Source organism: Ancalomicrobiaceae bacterium S20, from assembly GCA_040269895.1.
In the GTDB taxonomy this organism is placed as follows: domain Bacteria; phylum Pseudomonadota; class Alphaproteobacteria; order Rhizobiales; family Ancalomicrobiaceae; genus Methyloraptor; species Methyloraptor flagellatus.
The window spans coordinates 711,311-726,227 of sequence record CP158568.1 but is presented as its reverse complement, the minus strand read 5'-3'; the positions used below and the strand labels follow the sequence as shown (position 1 = coordinate 726,227).

At 68.9% G+C, this 14,917-nt stretch carries 16 protein-coding genes and 1 riboswitch; of the genes, 8 read left to right on the top strand and 8 right to left on the bottom strand.

The features are described 5' to 3' along the window. Window positions 1-239 precede the first annotated feature (239 nt). Complete coding sequence (locus tag ABS361_03425) at window positions 240-1,367, top strand: chemotaxis protein (protein ID XBY45347.1); 1,128 nt, start codon at window positions 240-242, stop codon at window positions 1,365-1,367. Window positions 1,368-1,523: 156 nt separating this feature from the next. On the opposite strand, the gene ABS361_03420 is transcribed toward ABS361_03425, so the two are convergent. The 3 genes from ABS361_03420 to ABS361_03410 all read right to left on the bottom strand — a co-directional run bounded on the left by ABS361_03420 (window position 1,524) and on the right by ABS361_03410 (window position 4,523). Beyond that, window positions 1,524-2,528 (bottom strand): threonine/serine dehydratase, encoded by a 1,005-nt coding sequence (locus tag ABS361_03420; protein XBY45346.1) that lies wholly within the window; start codon window positions 2,526-2,528, stop codon window positions 1,524-1,526. Between the two features lie 175 nt (window positions 2,529-2,703). Continuing rightward, entirely contained in the window at window positions 2,704-3,726 is a 1,023-nt protein-coding gene (locus ABS361_03415; protein XBY45345.1) for a glycosyltransferase family 1 protein, read from the bottom strand. Beyond that, a complete protein-coding gene (locus tag ABS361_03410) occupies window positions 3,723-4,523 on the bottom strand; it encodes a UDP-2,3-diacylglucosamine diphosphatase (GenBank protein XBY45344.1) in 801 nt (266 codons plus the stop codon). Before ABS361_03410 ends, ABS361_03415 begins: the two co-directional genes overlap by 4 nt. A gap of 251 nt (window positions 4,524-4,774) precedes the next feature. Here ABS361_03410 and ABS361_03405 point away from each other — a divergent pair, with 251 nt between their 5' ends. Further along, window positions 4,775-5,623 carry a fumarylacetoacetate hydrolase family protein gene (locus ABS361_03405; protein ID XBY45343.1) on the top strand — a complete coding sequence of 283 codons (849 nt, stop codon included), beginning with the start codon at window positions 4,775-4,777 and terminating at the stop codon, window positions 5,621-5,623. Window positions 5,624-5,690: 67 nt separating this feature from the next. Here ABS361_03405 and ABS361_03400 read toward each other — a convergent pair whose 3' ends face one another. The 5 genes from ABS361_03400 to ABS361_03380 all read right to left on the bottom strand — a co-directional run bounded on the left by ABS361_03400 (window position 5,691) and on the right by ABS361_03380 (window position 8,967). Beyond that, entirely contained in the window at window positions 5,691-5,978 is a 288-nt protein-coding gene (locus ABS361_03400) for an addiction module antidote protein (GenBank protein XBY45342.1), read from the bottom strand. Further along, window positions 5,975-6,280, bottom strand: coding sequence for a type II toxin-antitoxin system RelE/ParE family toxin (locus ABS361_03395; GenBank protein ID XBY45341.1), 306 nt, complete (start codon window positions 6,278-6,280; stop codon window positions 5,975-5,977). The genes ABS361_03400 and ABS361_03395 overlap by 4 nt, the downstream gene beginning before the upstream one ends. Before the next feature lie 45 nt (window positions 6,281-6,325). Further along, window positions 6,326-7,423, bottom strand: a complete 1,098-nt coding sequence (locus ABS361_03390) for a TRAP transporter substrate-binding protein (GenBank protein ID XBY45340.1) — start codon at window positions 7,421-7,423, stop codon at window positions 6,326-6,328. Beyond that, window positions 7,420-8,253, bottom strand: coding sequence for a bifunctional hydroxymethylpyrimidine kinase/phosphomethylpyrimidine kinase (gene thiD / locus ABS361_03385; GenBank protein XBY45339.1), 834 nt, complete (start codon window positions 8,251-8,253; stop codon window positions 7,420-7,422). The genes ABS361_03390 and thiD overlap by 4 nt, the downstream gene beginning before the upstream one ends. A 63-nt stretch (window positions 8,254-8,316) precedes the next feature. Next, a complete protein-coding gene (locus ABS361_03380) occupies window positions 8,317-8,967 on the bottom strand; it encodes a hydroxyethylthiazole kinase (protein ID XBY45338.1) in 651 nt (216 codons plus the stop codon). A gap of 172 nt (window positions 8,968-9,139) precedes the next feature. After that, window positions 9,140-9,275, bottom strand: a riboswitch (TPP riboswitch). A 171-nt stretch (window positions 9,276-9,446) separates the two neighbouring features. Between ABS361_03380 and ABS361_03375 the strand changes: the two genes are divergently transcribed. The 6 genes from ABS361_03375 to ABS361_03350 all read left to right on the top strand — a co-directional run bounded on the left by ABS361_03375 (window position 9,447) and on the right by ABS361_03350 (window position 14,863). Beyond that, window positions 9,447-9,683: an Lrp/AsnC ligand binding domain-containing protein gene (locus ABS361_03375; protein ID XBY45337.1), complete on the top strand. Its 237-nt coding sequence runs from the start codon at window positions 9,447-9,449 to the stop codon at window positions 9,681-9,683. A gap of 227 nt (window positions 9,684-9,910) precedes the next feature. Next, on the top strand, window positions 9,911-11,545 hold the full coding sequence (gene pgi / locus ABS361_03370) for a glucose-6-phosphate isomerase (protein ID XBY46798.1): 1,635 nt from the start codon (window positions 9,911-9,913) through the stop codon (window positions 11,543-11,545). A 55-nt stretch (window positions 11,546-11,600) separates the two neighbouring features. Then, complete coding sequence (locus ABS361_03365) at window positions 11,601-12,173, top strand: hypothetical protein (protein XBY45336.1); 573 nt, start codon at window positions 11,601-11,603, stop codon at window positions 12,171-12,173. A gap of 140 nt (window positions 12,174-12,313) precedes the next feature. Further along, window positions 12,314-13,072, top strand: a complete 759-nt coding sequence (locus tag ABS361_03360) for an AraC family transcriptional regulator (GenBank protein ID XBY45335.1) — start codon at window positions 12,314-12,316, stop codon at window positions 13,070-13,072. A 107-nt stretch (window positions 13,073-13,179) separates the two neighbouring features. Next, on the top strand, window positions 13,180-13,902 hold the full coding sequence (locus tag ABS361_03355) for a haloacid dehalogenase type II (GenBank protein ID XBY45334.1): 723 nt from the start codon (window positions 13,180-13,182) through the stop codon (window positions 13,900-13,902). A 22-nt stretch (window positions 13,903-13,924) separates the two neighbouring features. Next, window positions 13,925-14,863 (top strand): aminotransferase class IV, encoded by a 939-nt coding sequence (locus tag ABS361_03350; protein ID XBY45333.1) that lies wholly within the window; start codon window positions 13,925-13,927, stop codon window positions 14,861-14,863. Window positions 14,864-14,917 lie beyond the last annotated feature (54 nt).

The window sequence follows — 14,917 nt, the reverse complement described above, 5'->3', positions numbered from 1 at the left end:
GCGGACTCTTAAACTTCGAGAAAAGATTCGGGTGGTATCGTAGCGTCACTGCGAAATCCCGACGATTCGCATCAGAGCATGCTCGGTTTTGACGGAATCATCAAAGCCGCGAATTCATGCCCCAGCTCTCCGGATCCGGGGTGCCGATCCGACTTCGAACATTTCGTTCGAAGCGATCACACTCCAGGGGCCCTTCGATGAGGCGAGACCGTATGGCCAAGGAAGTCCCCGCGACACCGATGCCCATCGAAGATTACGACGCGATCGAAGCCGCGGTCATGGAGACCGCGCGCGGCCGCTGGTTCCTGCAGGAATATGCCCGGCGCAACCGCAACGCGGACACCGGCGTGATCCTCAACACGCTCGAGCGGCTCGAGAAGACGATCAAGCGCGAGCGGCAGGTGCCGGACATCGACCGCATCCGTCTCGACCTCGCCGACATGGCCGAGGCGATCACCCGCACCAAGCAGGAGATCGCCACCATGAAGCTCGAGACCGAGCACGGCGGCCGCTTCTCGGAAGCCAGCGCCGAGCTCGACGCCATCGTCGAACAGACCGAGATGGCGACCAACGACATCCTGCTCAACGCCGAGAAGATCCAGGAACTCGCCTGGACGCTGCGCGAAGCCAAGGTCGACGACGCGCTCTGCGACCAGCTCGACACCTGCTCGACCGAGATCTACACCGCCTGCTCGTTCCAGGACCTGACCGGCCAGCGCACGCGCAAGGTCGTGACCGTGCTGCGCTATCTGGAGAGCCGCATCAACTCGATGATCGGCATCTGGGGTCTCGGCGACAGCGAAGTCGTCATGGACATGCAGACGTCCGGCGGCGCCGATCCGATGGATACGCGCCCCGACGCGCATCTGCTCAACGGCCCGCAGCTCGCCGGCCGCGGCGTCGACCAGTCGGCGGTCGACGACCTGATGGATTACGACGTCGTCGCCGAAGGCACCGACGGCGGCCTCGATTCCCACGCCACGACGGTCGACCTCGACGATCCCGAGATCGGCGGCATCGACATGGCCGAAGAGATCGTCAGCGACGCCGACTTCGCGGCGGCCGTCGATCCGGTCGAGCCCGAAGCCCGCGAGGCCGACGTTTTCGCCGCGCCGGAAACGCCGTCCGCGACCGAGACGGCCGAGGCCGACGTGTTCGCCCCGGCCACGCCCGCGCCGAAGAAGGGCAAGGCGAAGACCACGACGCCGGTCGTCACCACCGTGACCGTCGGCAACACGGTGGTCGCGGTCTCGGCGGAAGCGGCGGCCGAGCTCGCGCCGGAAGCGAGCCCGGCGCTGACCGTGGTCGCCAACCTCGACCCGATCGCCGAACTCAGCGCCGAGCAGCGGCTCGTCGTCTTCGGCTAGCGCAAACTCCGATCCGAGCCATCGCTCCGATCGGACACCGGCGCGGTCGTCATGAATGAGAATGGCCGCGACGGCACGAACGCCGGTCGCGGCCATTCTTGTTTCGGTCAGGCGCGTACCCGATCAGGCGCGTACTCTGCGGGCCCCAGCCGCGCTTCAGCCCTTCAACGCACGCACATAGATCTCCGGCTCGATATTGCCGCCGGAGAGAAGCGCGACCACCGTCTTGCCGGCGATGTCGAGCTTGCCGGAGAGCAGTGCCGCCAGCGCGACGGCGCCGCCCGGCTCCACCACCAGCTTCAGTTCGTTGGCCGCGAAGGCGACCGCCCTCAGCGCCTCCTCGTCGGTGACGGCGAGCCCGGCCTTCACGAGCCGGCGATTGATCTCGAAGGTCAATTCGCCCGGGCTCGGCGTCAGCAGCGCGTCGCAGAGCGAGCCGCTGGTGCGGCTGTTGCGCTGCCGCTCGCCGGTGGCGAGCGAGCGGCCGAGGTCGTCGAAACCATCCGGCTCGACCGCATAGATGGTCGCCGCGGGCGCGCGCGCCTCGGTTGCGAGCGCGGTGCCGGCGGTCAGCCCGCCGCCCGAGGCGCAGACCAGTACGACCTCGGGCACGATCCCGCGGCCGGCCAGATCCTCGAAGGCTTCCAGCGCGGCGGTTCCCTGCCCGGCCATCACGCGGGCGTCGTCATAAGGGTGCACGAGCTCCGCGCCGGTCTCCGCGATCAGCGCCGCCGTGCGCTCCTCGCGATCCTCGGTGGCGCGATCGTAGGTAACGACCGTCGCGCCGGAGCGCTCGGTGCGCATGCGCTTGATCGCCGGCGCGTCCGACGGCATCAGGATCGTCGCCGGGAAGCCGAGCAGCCGCGCGGCTTCCGCCACGCCCTGAGCATGGTTGCCCGACGAGCAGGCGACGATGCCCTTGGCCCGCATCGCCTCCGGCACCTGCGAGATGGCGTTGAACGCGCCGCGGAACTTGAACGAGCCGGTGCGCTGCAGGCACTCGGCCTTGAGGAACACCCGGCCGCCGGTGAGCGCATCGAGGACGTCGGAGCGCACCAGCGGCGTGCGCACGGCCTGACCGGCGAGCCGCTCGGCCGCCGCCAGAACGTCCGCAAAGGTCGGAATGCGCCGCGCGGCGCTGGTTTCGGCGGAAGACGACATGGGCATGCCTCGCGGCTTGGAGGTTCTGTCGCGGCCGGTCCGGACGGGCGGCCTGCGTCGGCGTCAGACCTATCAACCGCGACCGGCTGTCACAACGCCCGCTCGCGCATGGCGTCATGCGCGGGCCGGCGATCGCGCCTGCCCACACCCGTTTCCCGACCCCATCCCGATTGCCTCACTCGGCCGCGAGCGGGCGACGCGCGGCGCTGGTCACGTTGGTGATGAACTGCCGGGCCGACCGTTCCCAGGTAAACTGGCGCGCCTGCGCCAGCGCCGCCTCGCGGGAGATGTCGAGCGCGGCGAGCGCGGCCGCGCGCAGGTCCTGCGACAGCACACCGGCACCGGAGTCGCCGATGATGTCGAGCGGCCCCATGACCGGGAACGCCGCGACCGGCACGCCCGACGCCAGCGCCTCGATCAGCACGTTGCCGAACGTGTCCGTCACCGACGGGAACACGAAGACGTCGGCCGCGGCATAGACCTGCGCCAGTTCCTCGCCGGTCTTGGCGCCGAGGAAATGCGCATCCGGGTATTTCTTGGCGAGCGGCGTCAGCATCGGCCCGTCGCCGACCACGACCTTCGAGCCGGGCAGATCGAGGTCGAGGAAAGCCTCGAGGTTCTTCTCCACCGCCACGCGGCCGACATTCATGAAGATCGGCTTCGGCAGGTGCGCGAGCACGTTCTCGGCGCGCGGATGGAACAGGTGCTGGTCGACGCCACGCGACCAGATCGCCAGATTGCGGAAGCCCCGCGCGGTCAGATCCTGCCGGAGCGTCTCGGTCGCCACCATGCAGGTCAGGCCGCCGTTGTGGAACCGGCGCAGCCACGCATAGGCCCAGCGCTCCGGCACCGGCAGCCGGGCCGAGAGATATTCGGGGAAGCGCGTGTGATAGCTGGTCGTGTAGCCGCCGTAGGTCTCGATGGCGACCTTGCGCGCCATGAGCCCGAGCGGCCCTTCGGTGGCGATGTGGATGTAGTCCGGCCGCGACGTCTCGATGCGCCGACGGATCGTCTCGCGCCGGGTCAGCGCCAGACGGATTTCCGGATAGGTCGGGCACGGCAGGGTGCGGAATTCGAGCGGGGTCAGAAAGTCGACGGTGACGCCCTGCTGCTGGAGTTCCTGCGCGAGCCGTTCCAGCGTACGGACGACCCCGTTGATCTGCGGCCGCCAGGCGTCCGTCACGATGAGAATCTTCATGCGGCGGCGCGCGCCTCCGTGGTGGGCTCAGAGGCAGGCGCCTCGCTCGGCCGCGTCCAGTTCACGATTTCCATGCGACCGTCATGGTGCTCGACGATCGCCGTGCAGCTCTCGACCCAGTCGCCGGTGTTGACGTAGCGAATGCCGAACTTGTCGTGCAGCGCGGCGTGGTGGATGTGGCCGCAGACGACGCCGTCGGCGCCGACGCGCCGGGCTTCCTGGGTCAGCGCCTGTTCGAACGAGCCGATGAAGTTGACCGCGTTCTTGACCTTGAGCTTCGCCCAGGCCGACAGCGACCAGTAGGGGAAGCCGAGCTTGCGGCGGGCGATGTTGAGCCACGTGTTGACGCCGAGCGCGGTCGTGTAGGCCCAGTCGCCGAAGAAGGCGAGCCACTTGGCGTGGCGCACGACGACGTCGAACTGGTCGCCGTGGATGACCAGCAGGCGCCGGCCGTCGGCGGTCTCGTGCACGAAGGTGTCGACCAGTTCGACCACGCCGAAATGCGAGCCGAGATAGTCGCGCAGGAACTCGTCGTGATTGCCGGGCAGATAGATGATGCGCGAGCCCTTGCGACCCTTGCGCAGGATCTTCTGCACCACGTCGTTATGAGCCTGCGGCCAATACCAGGAACGCTTCAGTCTCCAACCGTCGATGATGTCACCGACGAGGAAGATCGTCTCGGCGTCATGGGTGCGCAGAAAGTCGAGCAGAAGCTCGGCCTGGCAGCCGCGGGTTCCCAGATGGATGTCCGAGAGGAACATCGTCCGGAACATTTTAGATTCCGAGGGAGCCGACATGGTCGTGATCCGGGCTCTTGATCCGTTTCACCCCGAAAGACACGATTCCGGTCTCGGTTTTATGACAGTCGATCTTGGCTCCTTCAGCGTCGTTGCGCCGGGACGGGCGCGCGCATAGCCTGTGCGCGCCGCCGGCCTTGCTTGCTGCTAGCATGCAACGCATGATCCGCGCGCCGCGAAGCGCAGGGAAGCCCGCCGGGACGGCGGCATCCGCGCATGCGCGCTCCATCACAGATCGGGAGGATATCGGAATGAAACTCGTCCGCTTCGGGCTCAAGGGGGCCGAGAATCCCGGCATCGTCGCCGCCGACGGCACGATCCGCGATCTCGCCGGGCGCGTGCCCGATTTCGAGGGCGAGGGCCTGACCCCGGCCGCGCTGGACAAGATCCGCGCGATCGACCCGATGAGCCTGCCCGCCGCTCCCGCCGGCGCGCGCATCGGCCCCTGCGTGGCCCGCATCGGCAACTTCATCGCCGTCGGCCTCAACTATGCCGACCACGCCGCCGAGAGCAATCTGCCGGTGCCAAAGGAACCGGTGCTGTTCAACAAGGCCCCGAACTGCCTCGCCGCCCCGAACGACGACGTCGTGATCCCGCCCGGCTCGGTGAAGACCGACTGGGAGGTCGAGCTCGCCATCGTGATCGGCAAGACCGCCTACCATGTCTCGGAAGCCGACGCGCTGTCCTACGTCGCCGGCTTCGCGGTCTGCAACGACCTCTCCGAGCGCGCCTGGCAGACCGAGGGCACCGGCCAGTGGGTCAAGGGCAAGGCGGCGCCGGGCTTCGGCCCGCTCGGCCCCTGGCTGGTCACGCCGGACGAGATCGCCGACGTGCAGAAGCTCGACATGTTTCTCGACCTGAACGGCAAGCGCGTCCAGACCGGCAACACCGCCACCATGGTGTTCGGCGCGGCGTACCTGATCCACTACATCTCGAAGTTCTTCCAGCTCGATCCGGGCGACGTGATCACCACCGGCACGCCGCCGGGCGTCGGCATGGGCATGAAGCCGCCGGTCTACCTGAAGCCCGGCGACACCATGCGCCTCGGCATCGCCGGCCTCGGCGAACAGTCCCAGACGGTCATCGCCTATCCGGGCTGACGCCGTTTCGATCCGATGACAGAAGAGCCGGGTCCGCGCCGCGGGCCCGGCTGTTTCGTGTCCGATTTCACTCGGCGGGGGCGAGCGACAGCTTCAAGCCCAGCGCCTTGACGACTCCGAGCAGCGTGGTCAGCCGTGGATCGCCATCGGCCGAAAGCGCCTTGTACAAGGCCTCGCGAGTGACGCCTGCCTCGCGCGCGACATTGGTCATGCCGCGCGCCCGTGCAACCGTCCCCAAGGCGGCAGCGATATAGCCGGCATCACCCGTCTCGACCGCGTCGGCGAGCAACGCCGCCTGTGCTTCCGGCGTATCGATGAACTCGGCCGCATCGAAGCGGGTGGTTTCCAACGTCATGGCGTTCCCCCGAGCAACTCCGCCGCCAAGCTCTTGGCGCGACGGATGTCTCGATCCTGGCTACCCTTGTCGCCGCCGCAGAGCAGCACAACGACCGTCGATCCCTGCCGGACGAAATAGAGCCTGTACCCAGGCCCGCAATCGATACGCAGTTCACTGACGCCGTCTCCGATCGACTTCGCGTCGCCGAAGAGCCCTGCCTCGAGCCGCACGATCCGCATCGCAATGCGGCGACGCGCATCCAAGTCCCGGAGCGCGCGAAACCAGGCCTCGAAGACACTCGTCTGCCTAACCTCGATCATAGATGTGAATTATAATTCACACCATACAATCAACGAAGCGCATTTTCACGCATCCCTTGCGGCGAGGAACGTGCCCTGCGTCACGCGCATCCATTGGCCGGTCCGGGCGCGGGCGGTGCGGTAGCTCGTGATGATCTCGGCCGAGAGCGCGTCCTTGGCCGCGATCTCCGAAAGCAGGCCCTCGGCGATCCGCGCACCCGCGGCGAGCACGTCGGCCGGCATGCTCTTCACCTGGACGCCGTGGGTCTCCTTCAGCGTCGCGAGCGAAACGGCGTTGTTCCACTCGGCCGTCGCCAGCGCGGTCGTATGTTCGTCGCGGCAGGCGGTCGCAACAATCGCCTTGAGATCGGCCGGTAGCGCGTCGTAGGCCTTGAGCGAGACCAGCGCCTCGCCCGTCCCGTTCGGCTTGTTGAAGCCCGGCCCGTAATAGAGCTTGGTCACGCGGTGCAGGCCGACCGCGAGGTCGGAATAGGGCGCGAGCAGTTCGGCGGCGTCGACGATGCCCGACTGCATGGCCGGGAACACCTCGCCCGCCGGCAGCGCGACCGGCGTCGCGCCGAGCCGGCGCATGACCTCGCCGCCGAGCCCGACGATGCGGATCTTGAGGCCTTTCAGGTCGTCGAGCCCGCGCAGCTCGCGTCGGTACCAGCCCGCCATCGAGAAGCCAGTGTTGCCCGCCATGAACGGCTTGATGCCGAACGGCGCATAGAGCCGGTCCCAGAGCCCCTGCCCGCCGGCCTGATCGACCCAGGTCAGATGTTCGAGCGGCGTCAGCCCGAACGGCGCGGTCGTATAGAGCGGCGCCGCCGGCAGCTTGCCGGCCCAGTAGAGCGAGGCCGTATGCGCCATCTCGGCCGTGCCGCCGGCGACCGCGTCGAAACACTCGAGCGCCGGCACCAGTTCGCCCGCCGCGAACACCTTCACCTGCAGCCGCCCATCCGAGAGACGGCCGATCGCCTGCGCCAGCCGCTCCGCCGAGAGGCCCGGCCCCGGCAGGTTCTTCGGCCAGGACGTCACCATGCGCCATTCGACGAGGCCCTTCGCGACCGCCGGCTGGGCGAGCGTCGAAGTCGAGAGCAGCGACCCGGAGGCCGCGAGGCCAGCGCCGACGAGCGCGCGGCGGGAGATCGGGGCGCGGCTCATGCGGTCACCTCGGGCGCGCGATAGGCGGCCGAGCCGCGGAAGGCGTGGAAATGGTCGACAGGGCCATGCCCGGCGCCGATGTGCAGCGCATCCGCCGCGCGGATCGCCGCGGTCAGATAGGCCTTGCCCACCCGCACGGCGGCGTCGAGGTCGAGCCCCTTGGCAAGACCGGAGGCGATCGCCGACGACAGCGTGCAGCCGGTGCCATGGGTGTTTTCGGTCGGATGCCGCGGCGCCGAGAACCAGCGTTCGCCCGCCGCATCGACCAGCACGTCGGCGGCCTCGGTCTCCCAACTGTGGCCGCCCTTGATGAGAACGGCCCGGGCGCCCATCCCGAGGATCGCGCGGCCCTGCGCGACCATCTCGGCCCGCGACGCCGCCATGGGTGTGCCGGTCAGCCGCGCCGCCTCGTGCAGGTTCGGCGTGACGAGGCCCGCGCGCGGGATCAGATGCGCGATGATGCTCTCGACCGCTTCCGGCACAAGCAGCGGATCGCCGCTCGCCGCGACCATCACCGGATCGAGCACCACCGGCATGCCGCCCCAGCGATCGAGCCCGGCCGCGACCGCCTCGATCACCGCGCTGCGGCCGAGCATGCCGATCTTCACCGCATCGACCTTGAGGTCGGAGAACACGGCGTCGATCTGCGCGGTCACGAAGTCCGGCGGCACGTCGTGGATCGCGTTGACGCCGAGCGTGTTCTGCGCGGTCAAGGCCGTGATCACGCTCGCGCCATAGACGCCGAGCGCGGAAAAAGTCTTCAGATCGGCCTGAATTCCGGCGCCGCCGCCGGAATCCGAACCCGCGATGGTGACGGCAATGGCGGTCATGGCGGTACTCTTCATCGAGGAGGGAAAGGGAAAGCGGCCGCGCGCGAACGGCCAGGCGGGGCCTCAGAGCAGCCGCGCCCTTGCGACGACCTGCGTCTCGTCGAGACCGTAGAGCGCGTCGAGCATCTCGATCGCGAACGAGCCCGGACCGTTGGCCGAGGCCGCCGCGATCTCGCCGGCGATGCCGAGCACGACCAGCGCGGCGGCAGCCGCCGCGACGGGATCGGGCTCGACCGCGAGGAACGCCGCCGCGACCGCCGTGCCCGCGCAGCCCATGGCCGTGACCCGGTCCATCAGCGGATGGCCGTTGGCGACGCGCAGGACGCGGATGCCGTCGGTGACGATGTCGACCGCGCCGGAGAGCGCGATCGTGGTCAGCGACGAGACCGCCAGTTGACGCGTGGCGAACTCTTCCGGTTCCGCCGCGCCGAGCCCGACGATCTCGGCATGGTTGGCGCGCACGAAGGCCGGCTCCATGCCGACGAGATCGCGCGCAAAGGCGAGCCGCGGCGGCGAGACATGCACCTTGACCGGATCGAGCACCCAGCGAACGCCTTCGGCCTTGGCGACCTCGATGGCGGTCAGGCTGGCGTCGCGGCGCGCATTGTCGAGCATGCCGAGGTTGATCAGCAGCGCGTCGGAAGCGGCGACGAAGGCGGCGACTTCCTCGGCCGACGAGGTCATCGACGGCTCGGCGCCGACCGCGAGCAGCATGTTCGCGGTGTAGGTCTGCGCGACCGGATTGGTGATGGCGTGGATGCGCGGCCGGCGCGCGCACGGCGCCGAGCAGGGCCGCGACGCGGGAGGCGTCGAAACCGGTGGCCGGCGATGGCTCGGCGGCGGCGGACAAGACCCCGACGGGCGCGACGATGGTTCTGGCGCTGGACTGCTCTTCCATCTCAAATCCCTCCGCCGGCACGACCCGGATCAGGTTCGAGGGGTTGGCATCGCGCCTCTCAGCCCGGCCGCGACGGTCGCGTGGTCGAACCACTGCCGTCCTCCGGGCACCCCCATGAGATCATGGCCCTTTACCTAGGCCGCTTGCTTCACGCTGGCAAGGACCGATCGCGCGAGGACCAACCGATCCCCCGCGCCGCGCCCTCTCGCCCCCTCTTGCCGGACGCGGCGCGATCTGATCGATTGGCGCCCGCGCCGGTTCGCCCCGCGCACCGATCTTGTCCGCCGAGGGTGCCATGAAGCCGTTCTTCGTCCTGATCAAATGCCAGCTCGGCCGCTCCTACGACGTCGCCACCTCGATCGCCGACGCCGAGATCGCCTCGGAGGTCTATTCGACCGCCGGCGACTACGACCTGATCGCGAAGTTCTACGTCGAGGACGAGGCCGACATCGGCCATTTCGTCAATGAGAAGGTCCAGCGGATCGCCGGGATCCAGGACACCAAGACCATCATCACCTTCAAGGCGTTCTGACCCGGTACGCCCGGCAGCCGTCACGCGGCACCGCCGCCGACCGGCAGCCGCGGCGGAACCAACGGCCGAGCCGACGCTTTATCGCCGGTATTCCATGCGAGGTCGCCGGGGAGGCACCGGCGCAAACCGGGCGACGACAGGGGCGGCACCCCGAAAGCGGAGGATCACGGGTCATGACCGGTCTCAACGACACCACCGCCGATCTCATCTCCCGAGAGTTCATCGACATGACCGATCCCGTGGAAGCCGCCTTCGCCGAGCTCGCGACCCACGCCGAGGCCGTCGAGCCGCTGCACATGCGCGACCTGTTCGCGGTCGATGCGAACAGGTTCGAGCGCCTGTCGGCGCGCCTCGACGATCTGCTCGTCGACTATTCGAAGAACCGCATCGTGCCGGCGACCATGGACCTGCTCGTCGCGCTCGCCCGCGCCGCCGGCGTCGAGGCCTGGCGCGAGCGCATGTTCTCGGGCGAGGCGATCAACGGCACCGAGGCGCGCGCCGTGCTGCACGTCGCGCTCCGCAACACCGCCAAGCGCGCCTTCACCGTCGGCGGGCAGGACGTCACGCTCGACGTCCACGCCGTGCTCGCCCGCTGCCGCGCCTTTGCCGACGGTGTCCGCTCCGGCCAGGTCAAGGGCGCGACCGACAAACCGTTCACCGACGTGATCAACATCGGCATCGGCGGCTCCGACCTCGGCCCGGCGATGGTCAACATCGCGCTCGCCCCCTACAACGACGGCCCACGCATCCACTACGTCTCGAACGTCGACGGCGCCCACATCCACGACACGCTCGCCCGGCTCGACCCGGCGACGACGCTGGTGATCGTCGCGTCCAAGACGTTCACAACGCTCGAGACCATGACCAATGCCGCGAGCGCGCGCGCCTGGATCGCCGAGGCGCTCGGCGAGGACGCGGTGCCGCGCCACTTCGCGGCGATCTCGACCGCGATCCCGAAAGTGAAGGCCTTCGGCATCGAGGAGCACCGCGCCTTCGGCTTCTGGGACTGGGTCGGCGGCCGCTATTCAGTCTGGTCGGCGATCGGCCTGCCGGTGATGATCGGCATCGGCCCGGACCGGTTCGAGGAATTCCTCGCCGGCGGCCAGGCGATGGACGACCATTTCCGCACCGCGCCGCTGGAACAGAACCTGCCGGTGATCCTGGCGCTGATCGGCGTCTGGTATCGCAACCTGCTCGGCTTCCCGACCCAGGCGATCCTGCCCTACGACCAGCGCCTCGCCCGCTTCCCCGCGCATCTCCAGCAGCTCGACATGGAGAGCAACGGCAAGCGCGTGCGCAAGGACGGCCGGCTCGTCGCCAGGCCGACCGGCCCGGTCGTCTGGGGCGAGCCCGGCACCAACGGCCAGCATGCCTTCTACCAGCTGATCCACCAGGGCACCGACATCGTGCCGGTCGACTTCCTGGTCGCCGCCGAGCCGCACGAGACGCTCGGCGATCACCACGCCAAGCTCGTCGCCAATGCCTTCGCCCAGGCCGAGGCGCTGATGCGCGGCAAGACCGCCGACGAGGTGCGCGCCGAACTCGAGGCGGCGGGCATGGCGCCGGACGCGATCGACGCACTCGCGCCGCACAAGGTGTTCCCCGGCAACCGCCCCTCGACGACGATCCTCTATCGCAAGCTCGATCCGTTCACGCTCGGCCGCCTGCTTGCCATGTACGAGCACAAGGTGTTCGTCGAAGGCGTGATCTGGGACATCAACTCCTTCGACCAGTGGGGCGTCGAGCTCGGCAAGCAGCTCGCCTCCGAGCTCCTGCCGATCGTCAAGGGCGAGGCCGAACCCGATGCGCGCGACGGCTCGACGGCGGGTCTGGTCAGGCACTTCCGCGCGCTGAAAGGGTGAGCCGCGTCGAACGGCTCGCCACGATTCCGCCGCCGACACGCGTTTGGCTCATCGCATGCGCGCGCCCTTGATTCTCGCCCCTGCCCTCCTTGTATCCGCCCTCCTCGCCGCGGCCACCTCGGTCCGCGCCCAGGAGAAGGAAACGCCGCCGGTCAAGGTCGGTGCCTGGACCTATCGCACGCTCCTCGGCGACAACGGCCTCGGCCGCTACGCCTTTGCACGCGAGAAGAACCACGGCGAGTCGATCCTCTCCGTGACGCAGAGCGCCGACGAGCCCTGCGACACGACCAAGGACGGCGACGAGATCCTTCTCGCCTTCTCCAGCGAGCGGCAGGAGAGCTATTTCAAGATCGAGGGCGAGGCCGACCCCGAACAGAGCCGCACGCTGAAGGCTGCCGTCGCCTTCGCCCGCGCCGGCAAATACGACGAGCCGGCCAAGGGCGTGACGCTCGAACTGCAGGATCTCGACGGCCAGTTCTACGTCTCGGTCAACGCCAAGACCGCGCTGTCGCGCTCGCATCTCGCCCTGTGCCCGACCGATCCGAGGGGCCGCCCCGGCTCGGACTGCCACGAATTCTCGCTCGACGGCTTCGCCCGCGCCTACCGGTTCGTCTGCACGGGCAAGTGAGGCGCGCCACGCCGCACACAGGTAAGCGAGGGCCACGCCACGCACCGGGACGGCTCGCCGGTTCTTGACGAACGGCCGATCTCGACCTTGCGCCAGGCCGCCGTGCACGGCACGCTGTCGCTCCGCTTGGGAGCATCGCCATGTCGATCCAGCTCGACGTCCGGACCTATGATCGCGGTGACAGCCATCGGCACGATTACGCGCAGATCGTGGTGCCGCTGACCGGCGCGATGCACTTCGAACTCGACGACCGTGCCATCACCGTCGCCGGCCACCAGCTTGCGGTGATCCCCACGGCCCATCGTCACGACTTCGCGCCCAGCCGCGACTGCTGCGCCCTGATCCTCGACATCGAGGACGGCAGCTTCGCCGCGGACGGCATGCCCGCCGTACTCGCCGACGGCCGCCCTCGCCTCGCGCCGGTCGATCCGTGGATCTGGCGCCTGTTCGATCTGATCGGCACGGAGGTGCGGGCCGACAGCCGTCGCGCCGCCGACGCCGCCGCCATCGTGCTGAGCGGCGTCAAGCTCGTGCCGGTCGCCGAGCCGGTCCGGCCGCTCGCCGGCGCCGAACAGCGCGTGCTCGCGGTCGCCGCCGGCCTCGCCGATCTCGACGAAACGCCGGACGTCACCGCACTCGCCCGCCGCGCCGGGCTCGGCCAGAGCCATTTTCATGCGTTGTTCCGGACCCTGATCGGCCAGTCGCCGCAGCAGTACCGGCTGCGCAAGCGGCTCGACCGCGCGGCCGAACGCCTGACGACCAGCGCCGATCCGGTCTCGCTCGTCGCCTACGAGCTCGGCTATCAGGACGTCTCGTCGTTCAACCGTGCCTTCCGCCGCGCCTTCGGCCTCAGTCCTTCGGCGTTCCGCGCGCTACCGGCCCGGACGCCAGACGACTGAAGGCCTGGAGAAACGGAGCCTCGGCCAAGTTTTCCGGAGGTCCGGCCAATCCGGCTCGCTCCGCCGCCCGATAGTGTCGCCGCAGCCGACCACACGGGAGACGAACGATGGACCTCCGCGAATTCAAAGCCCTGACCATGGATTGCTACGGCACGCTGATCGACTGGGAGACCGGGATCTGGAACGCGCTCCAGCCGCTCCTGTCGGCCGGCGGGCTGACGATCGGGCGCGAGGAGGCGCTCCAGACCTTCGGCCGCTTCGAAAGCGATCAGCAGGCCGCGACGCCGTCGCTGCGCTATTCGGCGCTGCTCGCCGTCGTCCATGCCCGGCTCGCCGCCCACTGGGGCGTCGCGACCCAAGCCGACCTGCACGACCGCTTCGGCGGCTCGGTGCCGGACTGGCCGGCGTTTCCGGACTCGGCCGAGGCGCTCGCCTATCTGGCCCGGCACTTCAAGCTCGTGATCCTATCGAACATCGACAATGCGAGCTTCGCCGCCAGCCGGCGCAAGCTCGGTATCGCCTTCGACGCGGTCTACACGGCCGAGGACATCGGCTCCTACAAGCCGAGCCCGCGCAATTTCACCTATCTGCTCGCGCGCGCGGACATCGATCTGAAGCTCGCGCCCGACCAGATCCTGCATGTGGCCCAAAGTTTGTTTCATGACCACGTGCCGGCCGCGAAAGCCGGACTGGCGCGCTGCTGGATCGATCGGCGTGCCGGTCTTGCAGGCAGCGGCGCCACCGCCGTGCCTGCGGAATGGCCGCAGCCGGACTTCCGCTTCACCTCGCTCGGGGCGCTCGCGGAAGCCCATCGCGCCGCGATGACCTGAACCCGCCCAAACTGGAGCCGAAATGAAGACCGACCACGTCGAGAGCTCAGCGCCCGAAAATACCTTCGCCGCCGGCGCGGCCTACGTGAAGGGCCGCTTCGTGCCGATCGGCGAGGCCGCGATCCCCATGACCGACTGGGGCTATCGCCGCTCGGACGTCACCTACGACGTGGTCGGTGTCTGGAACGGCGCCTTCTTCCGGCTCGACGATCATCTGGCGCGCTTCGAGGCATCGATGCGCGCGCTGCGCATGCAGCCGACCGAGACCATGGCCGAGATCCGCGCGATCCTGACCCGTTGCGTGCAGTTGCTCGGCCGCCGCGAGGCCTATGTCGCGATGGACTGCCTGCGCGGCGTGCCGCGTCCCGGCATGCCCGCGCGCATGCCGGGCTCCTGCGCCAACCACTTCGCCGCCTTCGCCGTGCCCTGGGTCTGGGTCGTGCCGGAGGAGGTGCAGCGCCGCGGCGCGCATCTGATCATCGCCGAGACGCCGCGCATTCCGGACGTCTGCGTCGATCCGACAGTGAAGAACTTCCACTGGGGCGACCTGACCAGCGCCCTGTTCGAGGTCGAGGACAAGGGCGCCGACAACGCGCTGCTGCTCGACATGTCCGGCAACCTGACCGAGGGGCCGGGCTTCAACGCCTTCGTGATCAAGGACGGCAAGGTGCTGTCGCCCGACCGGGGCGCGCTCGAAGGCATCACGCGCAAGACCGTGTTCGAACTCTGCGAAAAGCTCGGGCTCCCCTTCGAGATCCGTCCGATCCCGAAGGCCGAGGTGCTCGACGCCGACGAGATCTTCCTGTCGACCACCGCCGGCGGCATCATGCCGGCCTCGCGCATCGACGGCCGCATCATGGGCAACGACCGGCCCGGTCCGATCTCGGCCGAGCTGCGCGAGACCTTCTGGCGCCTGCGCGCCGAGGGCTGGCATGCAACACCGGTCGAAGGTCTCGCCTGACCGGTGCGGCGCCGGTTGAAACCGCCGCGCCGCGATCCATGTTGAGGGTGCCGA